The sequence below is a fragment of the Sediminispirochaeta smaragdinae DSM 11293 genome (assembly GCF_000143985.1).
In the GTDB taxonomy this organism is placed as follows: Bacteria; Spirochaetota; Spirochaetia; order DSM-16054; family Sediminispirochaetaceae; genus Sediminispirochaeta; species Sediminispirochaeta smaragdinae.
Window position 1 is genome coordinate 1,636,831 of sequence record NC_014364.1, and the last position, 22,251, is coordinate 1,659,081.

Genomic DNA, 22,251 nt, shown 5'->3' on the forward strand with positions numbered 1-22,251 from the left:
GCTTCTATTCTTCTGTTTCGTTGAGAATCCATTCGGGATCAAGGATAAGAACCAGTTCTTCTCCGCCGCGCCTTTTGCCTATCACCGCATTTCTGCTCAGGGAAGAGGCCTTGTCTTGGGCAAAGACAAATTCTGCCGAGTCCTCTTTTTCCAGGGGCTCCACTGAGACTACCGTATCTACGCAAATCGCACTTGGATGAGTCTCTGAATCGATGATGATTGCGATTTCTCTCAAGGTTGAAAAAAGCGTCTCCTTTAGGCTCTCGAAAAGCTCAATCATCTTTGCAAGTTCGCCTTCCCTTCGCTGTCTGATCAATGTGATCGCTTCTTCTTTTTTGCCTTTTTGTTTTAGCGCTAAAACCTGATGTGCCGTTTCGTGAATAAGCTGATGGGGCGTTTCGAACTTCTTTAATTCGATTGTTACGTTCACGTTGTCGGATGTATAGTGGTCATACCAACGGCCGAAGCCGCATTGGTGCGGATCTTCTTCACCTGTAAACTCTGACCCATTGGCAAGAGACTCTTCAAGTGCTTTGAGCCACTGCTTATGCTCTGTCTCCCGCTTATCAAGCTCTTCCGCCAGATCACTGATTTCTTCTCGGCTCCCCTTCATACCAATCCGTTTCCTGAAATCTATGACCCGATATGTTTTTTCCCGCAAGCTCATGATACCACGTACCCACGGCGGCTGTTCCGGGACCGGAACGGTATCAGGAAGCTTAACCATCTCTCGAGTTTGAAGAGCTTCGACTGCAAAGAGTCTTTTTCCCACGGAAAAGAGCAGGTAAGGTGTCTCTGCCTCTTCTTCAAGATCGTCGAAAAGATCGAATTCATCGCTCATAGCACTATTGTAGAGAATGGCGGCAGAAAAGGCAAAGGAAATAAAAAGACCAAACAAAAAGACCGCCCGCAGGCTAAATGCGGACGGCCGGAACGGATGCAATAATAGATTTAGTATCAGTTGAACCAGAAACGAAAGCCGAGTGCCGACTGGAAGCCGAGATCGATTTCGGGAACAAAGCTAAAAGCAGGAGCTACCTCGAGGAACAGCTCGAGGAAATCAACGGGAAAGATGTAAAGGGCCACCGGGATCCTGAGTCCGAGCTGGAGTGCATCGTCGGAAACATCGGTGTAGCTGAAGAAGAAACCGGGACCTGCATAGATATTTACAAAATTAACGAGGGGCTGCCGAACCATCTGCCAATCGCCATAAAGACCAAAAGAAAAAGGATCGTCAAGGTTATATGAAAGTCCAAGTACCATAGGAAGCTGGTCAAGTTTTGCACTAAGCATAATATTGCCGCCGGTGTTTTCATCTCCGATTCCGTTTAGTCCGAAGGCCGCACCGATTCCGAGGGAGAAAACACTTGTACTTGCCGTAAACAAGAGAAGTAGGCCGACCACAAAGATTCGCTTTTTCATGCACTAAAACTCCTTTATATTCTATTCCTTCACTAGTATATCTCCCAATTTTGAAAAGTCAATCTGCCGGCAAAAAAAGCGGAAAAAAGCGAGAATTGACGGTGTCCCGGAGATGGGGTAGAGTGGTGCTGCATATATAGCAGGAGAAGAAGAATGAGTAAGATTGTCCTAAAAGCGACGGATTTGGATGGATATCTCACGGACAGTGATAAGCAACAATTATCGGAGATGGATCGTCTCTATCATGAGGCTCAGCAAATTTTCGAGGTCCTGAACAAGGCCGCTAATGAGCGCCGTCTCAGTGATGCAAAACAACGCCTTATCGATGTATACGACCGAATGGGAAAGAAGATGCAGGATATTGTCCAGGGGGAGGATCATGTCCATGTCTATTGCTTCGACACTCCCGATGAGGTGCATGGTGAGGCATCTCGTTTGATTGCCAAGCTCCGAACGGTAGATACCCCTCACGATGAGTTTGTTTACTATATTCAGCGTGCCTATGAGATGCTTTTTAATCTCTCGTTTGTCGAGTCGCATAGTCCGAAAAAAAATTATCTCATTGCCGAAACTCCTGTCGTCCTTCCTGTACAGAACTTTGCCGTTCACAAAATCCCCGATGTCGATGAAGCCATTGAAAACACGGTCATGTGTGTTATGCTTCGTGGCGCCTTGCTTCCTTCGATGATCGTCAGTAAGGAGATTCAGGAATATAGTTCGACCAATTATGTTACCCCTTTTGCCCTTTTTAAGATTAAACGTGACGATGCAAAGAAAGAGTACAACATGGAGTATATTCTCGATCTTGAGCGTTCCTATTTTTCTCTCGAGGAGCTTCAGGGGAAGGATCTCGTGTTTGCCGATCCCATGAATGCCACCGGCGGTAGTTTCGTCACCATCGTGAAATATATTCTCAGTCAAGGGGTGCAGCCCCGATCTATCAAGTGTATCAATGTAATATCGGCTCTTAAGGGAGCACTTCGCATTGTTCGGGCTCTTGATAATGTCGAGGTCTATACTCTCTGGATGGATCCCGTTCTCAATGAGGATGCCTATATCCTTCCCGGTCTTGGGGATGCAGGAGACCGGATCAATGGCATTGATGAGGATGACCGGCCCCGGAATATTATCCAGCTTATTGCCGACTATGGAGCGAATATCGCCAGTCTTTATCGATCCCAGGTACAGGAAATTGAGGAAACGGTGCTTGGCTGACGGCCGGATGATACTACGGCGGTTTATTTCTTGTGCCCTGTTTCTCTTGCTCGTTTCCGGCTGTATGAGCGATGCCGTGCTATCTCGTCGACTGGCGGAAAGCGAGGCCGGACGCGGGATGCTTCTTGAAGAAGATGGTCGCTATGCAGAGGCCTTTGACGCCTTTCGATCGGCTCTTGAGCTTGAACCTGATTCCCTGCACTATCGGTATGAAGCATCACGCCTTGCTTTTCTGGCAGGCGATGTTCGATATGGTACGCGCCAGGCCGAAGCCCTCCATCGCCGTTACCCGGAGAATGTGCTTGTCTCTGAACTGTTTGCCTACGGCTGCATGTTGGAGGGACGGGATGATGAATCGGAGCGCCTCTACCGGGAGCTTCTTGAAAAACATGAGCGCTATGGCCCTGTTGCACTCAACCTTTCTCTGCTCCTTGAGCGCCGAGGAGCTTATCGTGAGGCCTTCGATATCCTCAGACCGTCGGCCGACGAATGGAAGGATGAGACGGTTGCCGGATTCGGCAAGCGTAAGCTTTACCTCAGGCTTGCCGATCTTGCTTCCGAGGCCTTTATGCCGGGGGATGAGCTTATCTGGCTTACAAAAGCCCTTGAGACAAAGGGGGGGGCGGATGGCAGGGCAGGGGCCGCTTCTTCGGGCCCGAAACCTTCAGAAGAGGCCGAAAAGCAAGACGATGAATCGGCTCTCAAACTACGGCTTGCTGCTCTTCTTGCCGATCAGGGGGAGCCTGGAGAGGCCGTCACGTATTACCAGGAACTATCCGATGCCGGCACCCTTACGGCTGAAGCTACATTTAATTTTGCACGTATACTTCTCGTTGATCTGGAACGTTATCCGGAAGGGCTTGAAGAGCTTCGCCTCGCCCTTGAGGCCGGGTTCACGGATGATGCTGCAATAGAGAAGCTCCTTTCCGAGCCGGACCTCCTCGATCCGGATGCAATCCGGCAGGTTCTGGATGCCTCGAAAAAAGGAGCCTCTCCCTGATCCTACTATGAGAGCTTTGAAAGGGCCTTTCGTACCAATTCGAACACCTCTTCGGGGGATGGGGATGCATCGATATCAACGAGACTTCCCTCTTTTTGGTAGTAATCGATAAGCGGCGCCGTCTGTTTTGCATAGACCCGTAGTCGATTTTTGATTGCTTCCGGTTTATCGTCCGGACGCTGAATCAAGGGCTCTCCGCTTTCGTCGCAAATGCCTTCTTTTGCCGGGGGATTATACTGTATGTGATACACCCTACCGGATTTCTTGGCTATTCGCCTGCCGGAAAGGCGTTCGACAATCTTCTCTTCACTCAGCACGAAGTTGAGCACCTTGTCCACAGATGCAAAGGCCTTGAGCGCATCCGCCTGACCCGTTGTTCTGGGAAATCCGTCGAGGATATATCCGCCCTTTACATCCGGACGAGATAATCGCTCCTTTACCATCTCCACCGTCACCTCATCAGGCACCAACTCTCCGCTGTCGAGAATGGCCTTAACCTTTTTCCCAAGAGGAGTCTGGTTGGCAATAGCCTCTCGAAAAAGATCGCCGGTTGATATGTGGGGAATCTGATACGCCTCTTTCACTTTCACCGCTATGGTTCCCTTGCCGGCTCCCGGAGGGCCGAGAAAAATGAGCCTCATACTATGTTCCTCCCTCTTCGTTCTGTTCCTGACGATATCCGCACATCGGACAGAGCGTCTCCCCCTTATCGCCTGCGGCGTGATAATAAGCTCCGCAGTTTACACAACGCTTATAGCGAAGTGAGCATTCGATGCTGCAAAATCTATCGGCAATACGTGAGCCCTCTTCGATCCATGCTCCGCAATTGATGCAGCGACGATAAAGGGGTGTGTGCGATTCATCCATCAAAACCCAGTATACACAAGAGTGGCATGGTTTGTCTCTTGATTTTGCCATGATATCTTCTTACCTTTTAGATATGAAGGATTGGAAAAAAAAGGTTGAAGAGGGGCTAAAGAGCGGAGTGGATTCTTCCAAACGGCTCTTTGATCGGGCCAAAGAACGAGCCAGGGATATCGGCGATTATAGTGTCCTTTCATTGGAAATTCGGCAACTTCAGGCTCGACATGATGATCTTGTCAGCCGTCTTGGTTCTTCTGTTTTTCATCTTCTTGTAGAAGAAGGGCGCGGTTCGATCTCCTCTCGCACCATAGAGCTAAGGGATATGCTTGCAGAGCTTGAAGATGTGTCAACTCGGCTTGCCGAGAAGCGAGAAGCCTTACAGCATCTTGATGCCGAAAGCGACGGAGAGCATGCTTCGGCGGATGAGTAACGTTTTTTCTCGCAAGTTTTGAAAAATTGGTTGACACAAAATGTTCTGTTGATATAATACGCTTCACCGATTGAGCAACGGTTCGACCGTAGCTTACTTGGTGAATGCCGGTTGAAAATAAACCGCAAAAAGCGTCTAAATCTGCTTGACAAGGTTGAGGAGATTTGGTACAACTGGCGTCACGCTCATGAGAGTGAGGAGCTTTAGTGAGTGAGAAAGGATCTTTGTCAGAGGAAATAGGGAAGGGAAGAAAAGTATCCGACGCGAGCGAAAACGGGTTAGGATAAGGACTTTTTATAAGTAAGAAGTCAACATCTTCGGATGTTGAACATACTATAATGGAGAGTTTGATCCTGGCTCAGAACGAACGCTGGCGGCGCGTTTTAAGCATGCAAGTCGAGGGGTAGAAAGTCTTCGGACTTTTGAGACCGGCGAACGGGTGAGTAACACGTAGATAATCTGTCTTGGGATGGGGGATAGCCCATGGAAACATGGGGTAATACCGCATAAGCTCTTTTACCCATAAGGGTGATAGAGGAAAGGCGCTTAGGCGTCGACCTAAGAGGAGTCTGCGGTCCATTATGTTAGTTGGTGGGGTAAAGGCCTACCAAGGCGGCGATGGATAGCCGGCCTGAGAGGGTGAACGGCCACACTGGGACTGAGACACGGCCCAGACTCCTACGGGAGGCAGCAGCTAAGAATCTTCCGCAATGGGCGAAAGCCTGACGGAGCGACGCCGCGTGAACGAAGAAGGCCGAAAGGTTGTAAAGTTCTTTTCTTGGAGAGGAATAAGCCTATCAGGAAATGGATGGGTGATGACGTTAACCGAGGAAAAAGCCCCGGCTAATTACGTGCCAGCAGCCGCGGTAACACGTAAGGGGCGAGCGTTGTTCGGAATTATTGGGCGTAAAGGGCGCGTAGGCGGCATGGCAAGTCAGGTGTGAAAGGCTCCAGCTCAACTGGAGAAACGCGCTTGAAACTGTCGTGCTGGAGTCTAGGAGGGGAAGCTGGAATTCCTAGTGTAGGGGTGAAATCTGTAGATATCAGGAAGAACACCGGTGGCGAAGGCGAGCTTCTGGCCATAGACTGACGCTGAGGCGCGAAAGCGTGGGGAGCGAACAGGATTAGATACCCTGGTAGTCCACGCCGTAAACGATGTGCACTGGGTGTCGGCCCGTTGGGGTCGGTGCCGAAGCAAACGCGATAAGTGCACCGCCTGGGGAGTATGCTCGCAAGGGTGAAACTCAAAGGAATTGACGGGGGCCCGCACAAGCGGTGGAGCATGTGGTTTAATTCGATGATACGCGAGAAACCTTACCAGGGCTTGACATATGGTGGACGGTGGTAGAGATACCGCTTCCCTTCGGGGCCGCTATACAGGTGCTGCATGGCTGTCGTCAGCTCGTGCTGTGAAGTGTTGGGTTAAGTCCCGCAACGAGCGCAACCCCTGCTATCTGTTGCCATCATTAAGTTGGGGACTCAGATGGAACTGCCGGTGACAAACCGGAGGAAGGTGGGGACGACGTCAAGTCATCATGGCCCTTATGTCCTGGGCTACACACGTGCTACAATGAACGGTACAGAGCGCCGCGAGACCGCGAGGTCCAAGCAAATCGCAAAAAGCCGTTCTCAGTACAGATTGGAGTCTGAAACCCGACTCCATGAAGGTGGAATCGCTAGTAATCGCGCATCAGCATGGCGCGGTGAATACGTTCCCGGGCCTTGTACACACCGCCCGTCACACCACCCGAGTTGGGGGTACCCGAAGTCGCTAGTCTAACCGGTAACGGAGGACGGTGCCGAAGGTATGCCTAGTAAGGGGGGTGAAGTCGTAACAAGGTAGCCGTACCGGAAGGTGCGGCTGGATCACCTCCTTTCTGATAAGAAAGATAAGATCATTCTGATCCTTTGAGCTAACGCGTCGGTACTTCTTCCTTTCCCTCTTTTCTCTGATTGGGCTGTGCCCAGATTCTTATGACATGTTGCGGGGGCATAGCTCAGCTGGCTAGAGCATCGGCTTTGCAAGCCGAGGGTCTGGGGTTCGAATCCCCATGCCTCCATGTTTATGATATTTTTCCTGGCTTTTGCCGGGTAAGTATACCGTGCGCTCCGATACTATCATTGGTGTGCACATTGATCTTTAACAGGGGAGCTATAAGGCGAGGAGTCATATAGCTGATAGGGAAGGATTGCAAGATAATATGGTCAAGCGAATAAGGGTCCACGGTGAATGCCTTGGAGCTGTCTGGCGAGGAAGGACGTGGTAAGCTGCGAAAAGTCCCGGGGAGGAGCAAACATCTGCTGATCCGGGGATGTCCGAATGGGGTAACCCGGCCGTTTAGATGACGGTCACTGTACGGTGAATCCATAGCCGTATGGAGCGAGACGCAGGGAACTGAACCATCTAAGTACCTGCAGGAAGAGAAATCAAACGAGATTCCCTAAGTAGCGGCGAGCGAAAGGGGAAGAGCCTAAACCTATAGTGTGTAAGTTCTACAGCGTTGCATTATGGGGGTTGTAAGCGGTTTCTGGACTGGGTGTAGAACCGGTCGCGCAGTGATAAAACAATTGTATAGCGGAATGCTACTGGGAAGGGCAGCCAGAGAGGGTGAAAGCCCCGTATGCGAAATAGAATTGACTGCGTGGGAGACGAGCTTGAGTACGACGGGACACGAGGAATCTTGTCGGAAGCAGGGGAGACCACTCTCCAAGGCTAAATACACGACAGCTACCGATAGCGAATAGTACCGTGAGGGAAAGGTGAAAAGTACCCCGGGAGGGGAGTGAAATAGAACCTGAAACCGTGGACTTACAAGCGGTCGAAGCCATTGAAAGATGGTGACGGCGTGCCTTTTGTAGAATGAGCCTGCGAGTTACCGTATGTAGCGAGGTTAAGGGATAGGAGTCCCGAAGCCGGAGGGAAACCGAGTCTTAATAGGGCGACTAGTTGCATGTGGTAGACCCGAAGCCAGGTGATCTATCTATGGCCAGGTTGAAGCTCAGGTAAAACTGAGTGGAGGACCGAACCCTAGTCCGTTGAAAAGGGCAGGGATGAGCTGTGGATAGGAGTGAAAGGCTAATCAAACCTGGAGATAGCTGGTACTCTCCGAAATAGCTTTAGGGCTAGCCTTGCAAGGACAGACGCGGAGGTAGAGCACTGGTTGGGCTAGGGCCCTTCACCGGGTACCAACCCCAGATAAACTCCGAATGCCGCGTGTTAATATGCAGGAGTCAGACTACGGGTAATAAGGTCCGTGGTCAAAAGGGAAACAGCCCAGACCGTCAGCTAAGGTCCCGAAACTATGCTAAGTGGAAAAGGAAGTGAAACGGCGAAGACAGCCAGGAGGTTGGCTTAGAAGCAGCCACACCTTCAAAGAGTGCGTAATAGCTCACTGGTCGAGTCGTTTTGCGCTGATAATGTAACGGGGCTAAGCATAGTACCGAAGCTACGGCATCGTCTTTGGACGGTGGGTAGGAGAGCGTTCCACATACCGATGAAGGTGAACCGGGAGGTTTGCTGGAGGGAGTGGAAGTGAGAATGCAGGCATGAGTAACGAAAAGAGGGGTGAGATCCCCCTCCGCCGAAAGCCTAAGGTTTCCAGGGTTAAGGTAATCTGCCCAAGGGTTAGTCGGCCCCTAAGGCGAGGCCGAAAGGCGTAGCCGATGGGAAACGGGTTAATATTCCCGTACCTCTTCCAATTTTGATGGGATGACGCATGAGGCGAAGCGAGTCCGGGCGATGGTAGTCCCGGTCCAAGCGATAAGCTGATGAGTGGTGTAGGCAAATCCGCACCATGAGGTGAGTCGTGAAGGCGAGTGAAGCTACGGCGGAACGAAGCACGTGGAGTCAAGGTGACGAGAAATAATCTCTAAAGTTAGGTTGGAAGGGACCGTACCGTAAACCGACACAGGTAGGCGGGCTGAGAATGCTAAGGCGCTCGGGAGAACTCGCGTTAAGGAACTCGGCAAAATGCACACGTAACTTCGGGAGAAGTGTGGCCCTTTTTGGATGTTAAAGTTTGAAGGGGGTTGCAGAGAAATGGTTCAAGCGACTGTTTACCAAAAACACAGGTCTGTGCGAATCTGTAAAGAGACGTATACGGACTGACACCTGCCCGGTGCTGGAAGGTTAAGGGGAGTGGTTAGACCTAGAGTCGAAGCTGCGAACTGAAGCCCCAGTAAACGGCGGCCGTAACTATAACGGTCCTAAGGTAGCGAAATTCCTTGTCGGGTAAGTTCCGACCCGCACGAATGGTGTAACGACTTGAACGCTGTCTCAACGCGAGACCCGGTGAAATTGAAGTATCGGTGAAGATGCCGATTACCCGTAGTTAGACGGAAAGACCCCGTGAACCTTTACTGTAGCTTGGCATTGAAATCTGGACTAACATGTGTAGGATAGGTGGGAGGCTGAGAAGCATGGTCGTTAGGCTGTGTGGAGCCGTTGGTGAAATACCACCCTTGTTAGTTTAGGTTTCTAACGGTGTCCATGAAACTGGATAACGGACAATGTCAGGTGGGCAGTTTGACTGGGGCGGTCGCCTCCCAAAGAGTAACGGAGGCGCGCGAAGGTCACCTCACACTGGTTGGAAATCAGTGCGCGAGTGTAAAGGCACAAGGTGGCTTGACTGCGAGACAACAAGTCGAGCAGGTACGAAAGTAGGTCTTAGTGATCTGGCGGTAGCGTGTGGAAGCGCCGTCACTTAACGGATAAAAGGTACTCCGGGGATAACAGGCTGATCCTGCCCAAGAGTTCATATCGACGGCAGGGTTTGGCACCTCGATGTCGGCTCATCGCATCCTGGGGCTGGAGCAGGTCCCAAGGGTTTGGCTGTTCGCCAATTAAAGCGGTACGCGAGCTGGGTTCAGAACGTCGCGAGACAGTTCGGTCCCTATCTGCTACGGGCGTTGGATGATTGAGGGGAGCTACTCCTAGTACGAGAGGACCGGGGTGGACGAACCTCTGGTGTACCAGTTGTCGTGCCAACGGCATCTGCTGGGTAGCCAAGTTCGGAAGGGATAACCGCTGAAAGCATCTAAGTGGGAAGCCCACCTCAAGATGAGTCATCCCATCACCTTTAAGGTGACTAAAGACACCAGGGAGAAGACCTGGTTGATAGGCTGGAAGTCTAAGCATGGTAACATGTTCAGCTTACCAGTACTAATTCGTCGTGAGGCTTGACCATATTATCATGTAATCCTTTCCACCTTTGTGAATAAGCTTTGTTTTTATTCGCCTGGTGACAATTGCGGAGGGGTCCCACCCGTTCCCATTCCGAACACGGAAGTTAAGCCCTCCTGCGCCGATGGTACTGCCAAACGGTGGGAGAGTAGGTCGTCGCCAGGCGTTTTTTTTATCCTTTCCCTCTATCCTTGATCTAATTGCTCCAGCTCTTTACCATATAGGGTATAAGGAGGCGGGCATGATAAAACATATTTTGGTTGCGGTAGACGGTTCCCCCCATTCTATGAGTGCTTTGCGCTACGGACTCGATATAGCCCGTAAGAACAATGCTTCGATTGGAGCCCTCTTTGTCATTGATCGGCGAAAGACCCAAATGCCCTATATGTATACCGGTGGAGCCTACGACATTTCGTATGAACGTATCTACATACCCCCAGATCCTCAGATGAGGGAGTTCTATGAAAAAATTCATGCCGATATCCGTAGTTTCGGTGAAAAGGTTATTAGCCAGTGTGAAAAAGAGGCGAAGGAAGCCGGGCTTGAATGTAACGGAATGATAGAGGAAGGCTTTCCTGCCGAACGTATAGCCGAAAAAGGGCGGTGCGCCGATCTCATTGCTATTGGCCAGCGTGGTGAAAACGCACAATACAAGCGAGATATGGTAGGATCGACAACGGAGGATCTGGTCCGTCGTTCCGTCCGTCCCGTACTTGTCTGTCCTGTGGAGCACTGGGCCATAGAGCGCATTCTCTTTCCCTATGACAGAAGCAGGAGTGCCGAGAACGCCTTACGTTATTATATCAACAATTTTCATGAAACCACGGATCAGCTTATTATGATGACGGCTTCCGAGGGGAATTCGGAGTATGATTCGTATGAACAGGAACGACGTTTTCTCGAAGAGCATGGCGTTACTCCGAAGATGCTTTTTACCGAAGGATCTCCCGTTCACGAGGTCCTTGCTGCTGCAAAACGCGAGAAAAGCGATATGATCATGATTGGCTCGCACGGCCGGAATAAGATTGTAGCCTATATTCTGGGTTCGACGACGACCATCGTATTGCGTAAAAGCGAAGTTCCTGTTCTTATCGTGTATTGACTCTTTGACGGGCGAGAAATCAGTATTGCAAAATCCCCCCGTCTCATTTATGCTGAAAAGACTATCGGGAGGAGAGATGGTAGAACAGGAAGAACGTAGAATGCAGCTGGTCACCTTCCAGCTAGGAGAAGAACATTACGGAATAAATATTATGTCGGTGGATGGAATTGTGAGGGTCGAAGAGACTCGTCCCATTCCGAATGCTCCCTCATATGTAGAGGGTATCTTCAACCTCCGTGGTGAAATTATTCCGATTATCAATCTGCATAAGCGTTTTCATCTCAAACGAGCTGAGCTTAGCGAAGAAGACGAACTGCTCAGCGGTTTTATTATTATCGATATCAAGGGAATGAAGCTCGGCATTATTATCGATAAAGTATCGCGGGTTGTGACCGTCGATCTGAATAAAATGCAGCCTCCTCCTCAGATGCTCTCCGGAATCGGTGCTGAATATATTCAAGGCGTGTTCAACCGGGATGACGGTTATCTTATCATGCTTGACATTCTTCGGCTCTTCGATCCTAAGGAGTTGCAACAGCTGGAATATATCAACGAATAATTCGGAGCCGCCATATATGATCCCGGTTTTCAGGCCCACTATTAAGCGGAAAGAGATGGATTCCGTACTTACTACCCTTGTCTCAGATGTAATCGGCCCTGGACCTGTCGGCGAAGAGCTGGTAAAGGTTTTTGCCGATAAGCTTTCCGCCGGCGGAGGCTTTGCTTTTGCAACCTATCCCGATGCTATCGGACTTGCCCTTTCCTCCTTGGACCTCGAATCGGGAAGTTCTGTCGTTATTTCGGCTCTTTCTCCCGCCTTTTATCTCGATGAGCTTGCGCGTTTTGGGCTCGAGGCCTCCATTATCGATGTCAGCGAGGAGAACGGCTCTCTTTTTATTCCTGATGCCCTGCGGGCGATTGAGGAAGGGGCTAAGGCTGTCCTTCTTCACTATCCCCTTGGCTTTATTCCGGAAACCGAGCCGCTTGTGGAGGCCGGCGTTCCGTTGATTGAGGATGTGACTTCTGCTTTCGGAGGGCACGATGGTTCCCGTCTGTGTGGAACCGCAGGGGATTATGCGGTCATCGGTCTTGAACCGAATCATTTGATTACTGCGGGCGAAGGCGCTCTCGTAATCGCAAGAGGGCGTAAACAGCTTTCACGCTTGAAACAATCGGTTGAAGGCTCTTTATGTGCCAGACTGATGCCCGATTTCTGTGCTGCCCTTGCTCTGGTTCAGCTCAAAGAGTCCGAGGGCTATTTCGAACGGCGAAAGGAACTTGCCGCTCTTTTTTCAAAGGCGGTCATGAAGGGACGACATAATATGTTGGTCCAGCCGGGAGAGGGGGAGAATGTTCATTACTCTTTTCCGATCATGATCGAAAGTAGCGTAAAAGATGTCGGCTCCTATGCCCGAAAAAAAGGGGTCGAAACCTGTCTCGCCTTTGCCGATTCGGTCATGGAGAGCATGGATGACGGATTCCCGAAGGCGCGGCAGTTTATGTTGCGTTGCCTTCTGTTCCCTCTCTATCCGATGCTTGGGAAGAGCCAGGCCGAACAAATATCGAAAGTACTATCCACTCTTCCTTAGGAGAACCATGGAGCGTCTTATTCGAAAAGTGCTGATCATAGCAAATCTCCAAAAACCGGCCGCCGCTGTGCTGATGGATGAGATCGCTTTTTTTCTGCGGGAGCAAGGGATTGATGCTATTCCCTTCGGTTTTTTCGGAAAACCGGAGGATATCTCAACCGAGGGTGTCGATTTTGCCTTTTCTCTTGGTGGAGATGGAACCGTTCTCTATGCGGCACGGCTTCTTGACAACCTTGGGGTTCCTATCCTGGCCGTCAATCTCGGAAATTTCGGATTTCTGACCGAAATTTCCTCCTGTGAATGGAAGGAAGTCTTTGAAGGCTATCGGCAGGGGGGCTTAGGCCTGTCTCGTCGTGTTATGCTCAAGGTTATAGTGGAACGAGGCGGAAAACGAATTATGACCTTTTCGGGTTTGAACGATGCGGTTATCAGCGCTAATGGGATGTCTAAAGTGGTGGAGTTGGATCTTCGTCTCAATCATAATGAACTCGGAAGCTATCGAGCCGACGGAGTCATTGTTGCCACTCCCACCGGTTCGACAGCTTACAGCGTCGCAGCCGGCGGCCCTATTCTTGATCCCGAAATGGAAGCCCTTATCATTAACCCAATCTGTCCCTTTACCCTCTCGAATCGTCCTCTTGTCGTTTCCGGAAACGATGTCGCACAGATCAATGTGAAAAAGGATCAGCGGACTGATATTATCCTTTCCATAGATGGTCAGGAGGTTTTTCCTCTTCAGGGAGGGGACCTTGTCTTTTTTGAAAAGAGTCACAGCAAGGCTCTCCTTGTCCGTTCGGACAGGAGAAATTTCTTTGAGGTCCTCAGGTCGAAGTTGAATTGGTCGGGAGGTTCGGATGCTTGAGACGCTGACGATCCGTGGTTATGCCTTGATCGATTCCGCGAATCTTGATTTTTCCGAACATCTTACGGTGCTTTCCGGTGAGACTGGGGCGGGTAAATCGATCCTTATCGGAGCTCTTTCCCTTCTGCTTGGAGGCAAGGGTGACACCGAATCGATCCGAATAGGTAGCGAAGAGGCTGAGATTACTGCAATGGTTCGGGTTGACTCCTGTGACGGCGCCCTAGGGTGGTTGGCCGATCACGACATTTCGGACGAAGACGGAGCGGTGCTGCTCCGCAGGGTGCTTAAACGTAACGGTCGTGGTTCGTCTTTTATTCAATCCACGCCCGCAACGCTGAAGGACCTCCGTGATCTGACCGGTTTTCTCTTTGATCTTCACGGCCAGCATGAGCACCAATCCCTTTTTTCGGTGGATAACCATCGGCTGCTCCTTGATCGTTTTGCCGGCCTTGAAGAACGTGCCGGCGAGGTCGCTTCGCTTTTTACCTCCCTTACATCCCTCCATAAGGAGTTGGAGAGCCTTCGCAGCGATGAACGGGATCTTCTTCGTGAACGGGATATCCTTGAGTATGCAATCCATGAAATTGACGAGAGCAAGCTCGTCCCCGGAGAAGAAGAGGAATTGACACGAGAGCGTGATTTGCTGAGTCAAAGCGAGAAACTATTCTCGCTATTGGAACAGTGCCACTCTGTTTTGGCCGAGACAAAGGGTGGGGCCCTTTCTCAACTTCGCGAAGCCATGCATGTTGTTTCTGCGCTTGCGGGTATCGATCCTTCGTTGCAGACGCAAAGTACCAGAATCGAAAATGCCTTTTATGAAATCGAAGATATCGAACAAACGCTTCGTGATTATCTCCAGATGGTAGATTTTTCTCCTGAGCGCCTTGATCGCTGCGAAGAACGGCTCCAGACGATCCATCGTCTCGAGAAAAAGTATGGAGAAGATCCGGCAGCTGTTTTGGCGTATCGCGAAGAAGCCGGGAAAAAACTGGAAGCCTTTGCCGGACGGGATGAAGAGATTGCACGTCTGGAGGGGGAGTTCAAAGAGGCGGAGCGCCGCCTTGCCGAACGTGCACGGGAGCTTTCCCGTCGCCGTAAGGAGGCCGCTTCCCGTCTTGAGAAAGCAATCAGTGAAGCGTTGCGTTTTCTCGGAATGCCGAAGGTCCGTTTTACCGTATCGACGGGGTATCGGGAAGGAAAGAGCGGAAAACTTTCCTGTGGACCCCACGGTTACGATAGAATCGAATTCCTCATCAGTCCCAATGTAGGGGAACCCGAGCGTCCTCTGAAGGATATTGCTTCCGGCGGTGAGCTTTCCCGGGTCATGTTGGCAATAAAGAGTGTTCTGTCGGAAACCGATCAGGTCCAAACCCTTATTTTTGATGAGATTGATACCGGCATCGGAGGTGAGGTTGCGGTTGCTGTTGCCCGCTATTTGGCCGAATTGGGAAAGAAAAAGCAAGTCCTTTGTATAACACATCTTGCCTCCATTGCTGTTCAGGCCGATAATCATGTTATCGTGGAAAAGCAGGAGCGAAACGGGCGAACCGTGACGGATACGCATCCTCTTTCCCGGGAAGAACGGGTTGCCGAGGTAGCCCGGATGCTGTCGGGTACAAGCGGCGGAGAGGCGTCGTTGGAGCACGCTCGTCGTTTGCTTGAAACCTCTGGACGGCTGTAACAGGATCCAAGGAGCTTAAGCGTGGGAAAAGTCAGCGGAGAAGCAAAGCGACGCTATTTTGAAAAGATAAAGGAATATAAGCTTGCCGTAGATCAGATTCTCCAGCGGGAAAAGAAATTGTTGGAGACCGTTGAAAATGATGAGCTGGGGGCGGGGTATAAAAAACTTCGCCTTGTCGACGAGAGCCTTAATTTGGTTTCCTACTATGTGCTGATGAATAATCTCTCTATGTCCCTTCTCGGTGTTCGGAATGATGCATTTCTGAACGATGCCAGAAAGGCTTGCTATAAAGCCATCATCTATCTCGAGGAAGTAGTCACCGGCTATCTTGATGTGCCCTATTCCGATTATGCCGAACAGGCGGAAAAGATAGGATCATTCGACGACGAGAATCGTTGGCTCCTTGTTCGCAAATTGGGCTTTGCCGTTGATGCGGTAAAAGACGGTTTTGGTGAAAACAGCAAATGGAAATGGTCCTTTGTTGAAATAGAAGGGCGTTTTGCCACCGTTGCAAAGAATTTGCTCGATCTCAAAAATTTTGTTGCAAAGATGGATCCGCGGGAAGCGGGATACGAAAGCCGAATGCGCCACCTTAATTTGGTGAAGGGGCTTCTTGCAAAATCTGCCGATGGGTATCGTCAGAAATATGAACTTTCTACCGGAAGAATCGACGATTTTAAACTTGCCATACGTTATTTAAGTGCTTTGAGGCGCTTAAATATTCTTTTGGGAGATTCAACCGAAGCAGAAAACATCAAAAAGAAAATTGATGTGTGGAAGACAAAAATGGATAACGATAGAAAGCGACAGGAATCTTCGGGTACGAACAGGTTATGAAGCGACGCAAAACTTCGATTTTTCTCTTTATTACGCTACTTTTTGCCTATCTTTTGCTTTTCGGAAGGGCGATTGAGCCCCGCTTATCCGGGGTGCCTGTTTGGAGCCGTGTTGTTGCCGGGCAGTCGGGGGGGGGCGGGCATACGGGGGACGATGCTCTCTCTTTTGCCACTGCTGATCATTTCGGGTATGTAACCGAAGAAGGAAAACTACTCTTCTTTTCCTCGGGGAAAGAACGGCTTGCCATGAACAAAAGAGGTTTTTCCTACGGCGGGCGCATGTACGATGCCGGAGGCACAGCAGCCGGTATCGTTCCTGCCGGCTGGTTGCCTTTTTTTACCGCTCAGGGCTCTTATCTTGTTGCTTCCGATCGTCTGGCCATTGAAGAGGTTAGCCTTTCCGGTCAGGTATTGTGGGTAAAAAAGGTGCCCTCCCTTATTACCGCTTTTTCCGATACTCCTGATAGACGAATCCTTGGGACGCTCAATGGCGACACGTACCTCCTTGATTCGAAGGGTTCACTTCTTTCCCGCTTCGCCCCGGAGGCAAGTGGCGTGCCTGTCGTCTATGGTGTGGCTGTTTCGGATGCTTCCGATCGTCTTGCACTTGTTCGTGGAATCGAACCACAGAAGCTTTCTCTTTATGAGAAGGTCGAAGATCAATGGCAGCTTCGTAGTGAATGGAAGCTGCCCGGAGTTTTGCTTCGACAAACCTCGGTCCAATTTCTCCGTGATGGTTCTCTCTTGCGCCTTGATAGAGGAGCCTCCCTTCTTACCATGGATCTACTGAGTGGTAGCGTTAGCCGCTACAATCTCACAGGAAGGTATCTGGGGAGTCGTGAGCTTTCCGGCCTATCGATGTCTGCGGTTCTCGTCGGCGGTTCGGAAGGCCGTCTTTCACTTTTTGATGATAAGGGTCTTTCCTTTCTCGAAATTGGAATGAAGGGACCGGTTTTCTGGTTCGGTAAAACCGGTCACGGCCTTCTCATCGGTTATCAGGATCGTCTTGCCTCTCTTTCTTTTGAAAGGAAATAGAAAATGAAATGTAGAAGCTTCTTGGTTTTGTCGGCACTATTCATGTTGTTTTCCTCTTCCGGTTTACTTTTGGGATACGAGTGGCCCTTGGAGAATCCTACGGTCGTTCTGGATTTTTGTCAGAACAACGGAAAGGCTTTTTTGCCGGGGGCGATGATTCAAGGCAGCAGCAATGATGTCAGGGCCGTGGAATCCGGTACGTTGATCTTTTTTCAGCGAGAGAATGAGGCCTTGGATCAGTTACCTTCCGGGTATGATTCCTTTATTGTGTTGGAGCACGAGCGGGGAATTCGCTCTTTTTACGGAAATCTCGGTACGGTGAAGGTTTCGAATGTCGAGGTGGAAAAAGGTGAGAGCCTTGGCACCCTTTTGCTTACTTCTTCAGGCAATCCGAGCCCTCTCTTTTTGCAGATTCTTGATTATGAGTATTTGCGTTATGTGAATCCGCTTCTTTCGTTGCCGCCGCTTGAAGATTCACTTGCACCGATCATCAGTGGGGTTCTTTTGAGCCGAGGCGATCAAGCGATTACCCTTAATAGGGAGGCACGGCTGGATGCGGGACGCTGGGAGGTGTTTGTCTCCGCCTTTGATCCTGTGGCGGGAAGTCGTGATAGAAAGGCTCCTTATCGATTCGATACCTATTTAAACGGAGAGTCGCAAGGAGACGTTTCCTTTGAGACCCTTGAAATGGACGGTGATTCCTTAAAGCTGATACGTACCGGGAATCTTACTGCGGATCGTCTGTATCAGAGGTCCGGTTACTATCGTATAGGAGAAATTATGCTAAGCCCTGGTGCCTCGACCTTGGAAGTGGCGGTTTCCGACTTTGCCGGCAATGAGACAAGCCACTCTATTCTTCTTCGGGTTCGTTGATACATGTCGGTTAGGACCTTTAGCAACCCGGCTGGAAATGAACGCTGCCTCGGGTATGCATGTCCGATCTGCGGTTCTTCCGTATTTACCTTTTTGTGGGAGGTCGAAGGGGCCCGTTTCCATAGATGCTGCGGTTGCGGTCATCTTCAGCAATATCCGGTGCCGGTTCAGGAGGAGTTGAGTCTTCGTTACGGCGAAGAGTATCTCAGCTATGAACTGAGCAATGAAGAGGCCTTCTTCTCATTAATGGCCAAGGCTTTGGATGATGTGGGTTTTTCCTCTCTTACAGCCTCCCGAGGCCTTGCTGGTGGAAGATTTCTTGATATCGGTTGTGCAACAGGACGCCTTATTGAGCACCTTCGTAAGCATGGCTGGCGGGCCGAAGGGGTCGAAGTGTGTTCTCCGACTGCAAGATACGGCATAGAACACCGCGGCGTTCCTATTTCCATAAGCACTCTTGAACAGGCAGCTTTCGGTGACCAGGCGTTTCAGGTCGTGCATGCCAGCCATCTGATCGAGCACCTGAGCGATCCCGTTGCTTTTTTGCAGGAAGCACATCGAATTCTCGATAATCGGGGCCTTCTTGTCCTTACAACACCCAACAGTGCCGGACTGCAAGCGAAACTGTTCGGTTCCGGCTGGCGATCTGTCATACCCGACCATATCCATCTGTTCGGTCGCAAGAATTTCTTGACGCTTCTCCGTTCCAACGATTTTTCACCGCTTTCTTGGAAAACGTGGGGAGGTATCGCGAAAGGTCTGGTATCTGAAACCATTAAACGTCCTGTCGATCGTTTTGCTAAATTGTCCGGCCTGGGTGATGTGATGATTGTCCTTTCCGAAAAAAGGTGACGGGAAGCTGAGGGAGAGGAGAGGACCCTTAATTAGTGGGCCGGGAAGTATCCTTTTCTTCCTCTTGTTTTTTTCCTTTTTTCCTTCTCATGTCGTCGGCATAGATCCCGAACCCCTCACAAAGGCTCAATATAGGAGCCATGGCCTCCTGGTCACGCTTTGAAGGGGCCTGGCTTTCGACCTGTGCTATCTTTTCTCTCCATATCTTCAGCTGATCGAAGATGATATTTTGCGCTATGGTAATATCTTCCTCGATTTGAGCCTTTGCCGCCAGGGCGTGTAGTTCGATAATCTCCCGTGCTTCTTCCATAGTAAGCTGCGGAGAAAGGGTCGAGAAGCGTTGAGATAGATAATAGGTAAAGCGACGAGATGCCTCTTTTCTGTCAAATTCCAATTTGTTGTTGACGGCAAAATCAAGAAGTTCCGCCAGCTCACGCCGGTCCGCTGTCGACAGCTTTTTATGCGGCAAGGGCATGATATGCTGCAGCCGCCAGTCCACGGCCACCTCTGCACTCTTCAGGATATCGGGGCTGATAGGAAGCCTCAGGGTTCTGGCCCAGTTGAGAACGTGTGTTGTCGGGCCGACCAATTCCCCTCCCGCCTTTCCGCATAGCCTCTGAGATGATGCGCTGAGAAGATCGCTTAATGTGTAGCGCAATTGTTCCGGAAGGTGGGCGGCTCTGTCGTTGCCGATGGAAATTTTCCTGCCGTACTGATCTTCCGCATGAATATCCATCGGTTCATTTGGCCGAATGCGCGTAGTTACCGTGCACAGGTGGTGCTGTCCTGTTATCGTATTCACCACCTTTATATGAGAGGTTTTACCTGTTTTTTCTTCAGAAAGAACAAGTGATTCCAACCTGTAGATTCCGTAACGAAGTTCATCACTCTTTTCTCGATGAAGCAGGCGATTCATATGAAAAAAGAGTGCAGGCTCCAATCCTCCCGGAAGAATTTCATCTGTCAGGTCGTCGAGGATCTCTCCCCCGTTCCTGTGGTCGGGAAGGTTGCTTATTGCATATGATAGTTCGTTCTTGAGCAGTGTGTATAACTCCTCTGCTTCTCCGAGCTCCTGTGCGAGTTCTATGGCTCGCAGTGCATAGCTCAAATTTTGCAGTGTCTCGATTCCCGAAATGTCGGAAAAAAACCAGGCACAGGAAGTGAACATAAAATGCCTAAGTTTTTCACCTTCCAAAATAGTGAGCATCTTCGTTATGCTTTCTGTATCCGTTGCTATGCCCACACGTTGCGCAAAGGATAGAGGATCTTTCTTTGCGCAGAGAATTGCGGCATATTCCTTGACAATGGTTTCGGGAGGGAGAGAGCTTAAGGCCGATAATTGATGGTTTCGGACTGTCTTCAGCTTTCGGCTGAGAAGGCTAAGCCCCTTTCGCAAGGGGGTGCGCCATCGCTGGTCCCAATCGGCCTTTCCCCCTGTCTTACAGCCGCAATCCTTATACCAGCGGGAGACCCCGTGAACACAACTCCAGCTTGTTCCCAAATTCTCCTCGCCCTTCCTGAGCCTGACTTCCCATGTGGGAGGATTCAGTTCAAGGTAGGTGGCGTAATTGGTAAACTCTAACTCCTCCCCCGTCCTGACCAACTTTGAGAGTGCTGCAAGGCACATATCTCCGAAGGGCTCATGATGGCCGTAGACCTCTCCGTCGGTGACGGCGTGGATCAGTTGAAGATGTTCGTTTTCGCTTTTTATCTTCAGGATCCTTGAGTAAAGGGTATCGGCACTTCGCAGGTAGTGATTGAAACTGATTCCGCCGGAGAGCTCGGCGTTGTAGAAAAAGGCGGATATGCTTCCTTCATCTCCCTGTATACGATAACTTCGATAATAAGGAACCGGTTCTTTGTTGAGTTCGAGCCATGTGCCCGAGGGGCTTTGCCGTATCGCTTCACCCTGCCATGGTGCAAGGATGATGAAGGAGATGCCTTCGGCAATTAAAAGATTGATAACCGTGTCGTTCACCCCGCATTCAGGTAACCACATTCCCTCCGGAGCTCTGCCAAAGTGGTGTTTGAAGTCCTCGATTCCCCACCTGATCTGAATTTCCGCATCTTCCGGATCGTCGAGGGGAAGAATCGTGTGGTTGTAACTTTGTGCAAGAGCATTGCCGTGTCCCAGCCTTTCTATGCTTTTCCTGTCGGCATCGATGATCCTTCCGTAGACATTCGGGGCCTTTTCCTGAAGCCAGCCAAGGAGCGTTGGGCCGATATTGAAGGAGAGCAGCTCGTAATTATTGATAATATCATCGATCCTTCCATCGTAGCGGAGATAACGTGAATAGGCGTTTGCCGCGTAACATTCGCGGGTTATCCTGCTGTTCCAGTCATGATAAGGGGCTGCCGACCTCTGAACGGGAACGATTCCGGTCCACGGATTCATTCTCGGCGGCTGATAGAAGTGGCCATGAAGGATTAATTGTGTTTTCATATAATAATTGTCGCGCAACTGTTAAGTCTTTGTAAAGCGTCTCTTTTCTACGGGTTGACAGGTTTCACTTATTTTCCTAGGATACTCTTTACTGTTACCGGGAGGTGGTATGACAAGGGAACGTTTGCTTACCCTTTCCAAAGAGACCTTGGTTGCCCTTGCTCGCAGGGAAGGGCTGTATGTGGAAGATGATCTTGATTTTGACGAAGATGATCGGGAAGAGATAATCGATCAGATCATGGATGCCCTGGAAGAAGATCGCTCCGAGCGTATAGCCGGAAATAATTCGGCAATGCAAGCAAAGGGGCGAAAATACGATATTCTTCTTGATGAAGAGATCGTCTCTCAGGAGACCGAAGAATATCTGCTTCCCGACCACTATAACGAGACCAGGATCGTTTTGCTCCTCCGGGATCCTCTCTGGGCTTATGCCTATTGGGATATCCAGGACGTACGTTTGAAAAGTCTTTGTGACGAACCCTATTATGAGGGGCTTTTCTTGCGGGTCTATGAATTTTCTTCCGCAATACCGAGCAAGGACCATGTGATAGATTATTTCGATATTCCCGTCAAGGAAGAGGACGACAACTGGTATATAAGTCTTCCCAAACCCGGCGGTTTCTTTTGCGTCGATCTTCGTGGGAAATCACTGCATGGTGAAACCTTACTGTGTCGTTCGAATATGATCAAAAGTCCTCTCGGCTATATCGCCGAGAACCAGGAAGATTTCTTCTCCCATCCCGACCAGATGAAGGTTCTCCTTTCCGGTTTGTGGGATTTTGAAGGACGCGAGGATGAGCGTGAACGGATTCCTCAGCGGGTCCTGCAGATTCTCGATTATCAGGATTTGTCGATTGGTAACTAA

Annotated in this window: 18 protein-coding genes, 1 tRNA gene and 3 rRNA genes; 17 read left to right on the plus strand and 5 right to left on the minus strand. The window is 50.2% G+C overall.

All coding sequences use genetic code 11. The annotated features are described in order from the left end of the window. Positions 1–4 precede the first annotated feature (4 nt). Both SPIRS_RS07700 and SPIRS_RS07705 read right to left on the minus strand, forming a co-directional pair. Positions 5–898, minus strand: coding sequence for a chemotaxis protein CheW (locus tag SPIRS_RS07700; RefSeq protein ID WP_013254116.1), 894 nt, complete (start codon positions 896–898; stop codon positions 5–7). Positions 899–957: 59 nt separating this feature from the next. After that, positions 958–1,422: a hypothetical protein gene (locus tag SPIRS_RS07705; protein ID WP_013254117.1), complete on the minus strand. Its 465-nt coding sequence runs from the start codon at positions 1,420–1,422 to the stop codon at positions 958–960. A 153-nt stretch (positions 1,423–1,575) separates the two neighbouring features. Between SPIRS_RS07705 and SPIRS_RS07710 the strand changes: the two genes are divergently transcribed. Beyond that, on the plus strand, positions 1,576–2,637 hold the full coding sequence (locus SPIRS_RS07710) for a uracil phosphoribosyltransferase (protein ID WP_013254118.1): 1,062 nt from the start codon (positions 1,576–1,578) through the stop codon (positions 2,635–2,637). Continuing rightward, positions 2,630–3,637 carry a tetratricopeptide repeat protein gene (locus tag SPIRS_RS07715; RefSeq protein WP_245537729.1) on the plus strand — a complete coding sequence of 336 codons (1,008 nt, stop codon included), beginning with the start codon at positions 2,630–2,632 and terminating at the stop codon, positions 3,635–3,637. The genes SPIRS_RS07710 and SPIRS_RS07715 overlap by 8 nt, the downstream gene beginning before the upstream one ends. Positions 3,638–3,642: 5 nt before the next feature. Here the strand turns inward: SPIRS_RS07715 and SPIRS_RS07720 are convergent, their stop codons facing one another. Beyond that, a complete protein-coding gene (locus SPIRS_RS07720) occupies positions 3,643–4,278 on the minus strand; it encodes an adenylate kinase (protein WP_013254120.1) in 636 nt (211 codons plus the stop codon). Position 4,279: 1 nt separating this feature from the next. After that, positions 4,280–4,504 (minus strand): hypothetical protein, encoded by a 225-nt coding sequence (locus tag SPIRS_RS22350; protein ID WP_148224045.1) that lies wholly within the window; start codon positions 4,502–4,504, stop codon positions 4,280–4,282. A gap of 49 nt (positions 4,505–4,553) precedes the next feature. Between SPIRS_RS22350 and SPIRS_RS07725 the strand changes: the two genes are divergently transcribed. The 14 genes from SPIRS_RS07725 to SPIRS_RS07790 all read left to right on the plus strand — a co-directional run bounded on the left by SPIRS_RS07725 (position 4,554) and on the right by SPIRS_RS07790 (position 18,943). Continuing rightward, positions 4,554–4,931: a hypothetical protein gene (locus SPIRS_RS07725; RefSeq protein ID WP_245537730.1), complete on the plus strand. Its 378-nt coding sequence runs from the start codon at positions 4,554–4,556 to the stop codon at positions 4,929–4,931. Positions 4,932–5,266: 335 nt separating this feature from the next. Beyond that, positions 5,267–6,808, plus strand: a 16S ribosomal RNA gene (locus SPIRS_RS07730). 109 nt (positions 6,809–6,917) lie between these two features. Further along, positions 6,918–6,991: transfer RNA gene (locus tag SPIRS_RS07735), tRNA-Ala, on the plus strand. Positions 6,992–7,134: 143 nt separating this feature from the next. After that, positions 7,135–10,117 (plus strand): 23S ribosomal RNA (locus SPIRS_RS07740). Between the two features lie 50 nt (positions 10,118–10,167). Next, positions 10,168–10,278: ribosomal RNA gene (gene rrf, locus SPIRS_RS07745) — 5S ribosomal RNA — on the plus strand. The 16S, 23S and 5S rRNA genes sit together here with 1 tRNA gene alongside, the layout of an rRNA operon. A gap of 76 nt (positions 10,279–10,354) precedes the next feature. Then, on the plus strand, positions 10,355–11,215 hold the full coding sequence (locus SPIRS_RS07750) for a universal stress protein (RefSeq protein ID WP_013254122.1): 861 nt from the start codon (positions 10,355–10,357) through the stop codon (positions 11,213–11,215). Positions 11,216–11,291: 76 nt separating this feature from the next. Beyond that, on the plus strand, positions 11,292–11,774 hold the full coding sequence (locus SPIRS_RS07755) for a chemotaxis protein CheW (RefSeq protein WP_013254123.1): 483 nt from the start codon (positions 11,292–11,294) through the stop codon (positions 11,772–11,774). 16 nt (positions 11,775–11,790) lie between these two features. Continuing rightward, a complete protein-coding gene (locus SPIRS_RS07760) occupies positions 11,791–12,804 on the plus strand; it encodes a DegT/DnrJ/EryC1/StrS family aminotransferase (RefSeq protein ID WP_013254124.1) in 1,014 nt (337 codons plus the stop codon). 7 nt (positions 12,805–12,811) lie between these two features. Next, positions 12,812–13,666 carry an NAD(+)/NADH kinase gene (locus SPIRS_RS07765; protein ID WP_013254125.1) on the plus strand — a complete coding sequence of 285 codons (855 nt, stop codon included), beginning with the start codon at positions 12,812–12,814 and terminating at the stop codon, positions 13,664–13,666. Further along, entirely contained in the window at positions 13,659–15,347 is a 1,689-nt protein-coding gene (recN, locus tag SPIRS_RS07770; protein ID WP_013254126.1) for a DNA repair protein RecN, read from the plus strand. The genes SPIRS_RS07765 and recN overlap by 8 nt, the downstream gene beginning before the upstream one ends. Before the next feature lie 21 nt (positions 15,348–15,368). Beyond that, positions 15,369–16,184: a hypothetical protein gene (locus SPIRS_RS07775; protein ID WP_013254127.1), complete on the plus strand. Its 816-nt coding sequence runs from the start codon at positions 15,369–15,371 to the stop codon at positions 16,182–16,184. Then, complete coding sequence (locus SPIRS_RS07780; protein ID WP_013254128.1) at positions 16,181–17,218, plus strand: hypothetical protein; 1,038 nt, start codon at positions 16,181–16,183, stop codon at positions 17,216–17,218. The genes SPIRS_RS07775 and SPIRS_RS07780 overlap by 4 nt, the downstream gene beginning before the upstream one ends. 3 nt (positions 17,219–17,221) lie before the next feature. Further along, positions 17,222–18,091 (plus strand): M23 family metallopeptidase, encoded by an 870-nt coding sequence (locus tag SPIRS_RS07785; protein WP_013254129.1) that lies wholly within the window; start codon positions 17,222–17,224, stop codon positions 18,089–18,091. 3 nt (positions 18,092–18,094) lie between these two features. Continuing rightward, positions 18,095–18,943 carry a class I SAM-dependent methyltransferase gene (locus SPIRS_RS07790; RefSeq protein WP_013254130.1) on the plus strand — a complete coding sequence of 283 codons (849 nt, stop codon included), beginning with the start codon at positions 18,095–18,097 and terminating at the stop codon, positions 18,941–18,943. A gap of 28 nt (positions 18,944–18,971) precedes the next feature. Here the strand turns inward: SPIRS_RS07790 and SPIRS_RS07795 are convergent, their stop codons facing one another. Continuing rightward, on the minus strand, positions 18,972–21,386 hold the full coding sequence (locus tag SPIRS_RS07795) for a DUF3536 domain-containing protein (RefSeq protein WP_013254131.1): 2,415 nt from the start codon (positions 21,384–21,386) through the stop codon (positions 18,972–18,974). Between the two features lie 109 nt (positions 21,387–21,495). Here SPIRS_RS07795 and SPIRS_RS07800 point away from each other — a divergent pair, with 109 nt between their 5' ends. After that, positions 21,496–22,251 carry a DUF4912 domain-containing protein gene (locus SPIRS_RS07800; RefSeq protein WP_013254132.1) on the plus strand — a complete coding sequence of 252 codons (756 nt, stop codon included), beginning with the start codon at positions 21,496–21,498 and terminating at the stop codon, positions 22,249–22,251.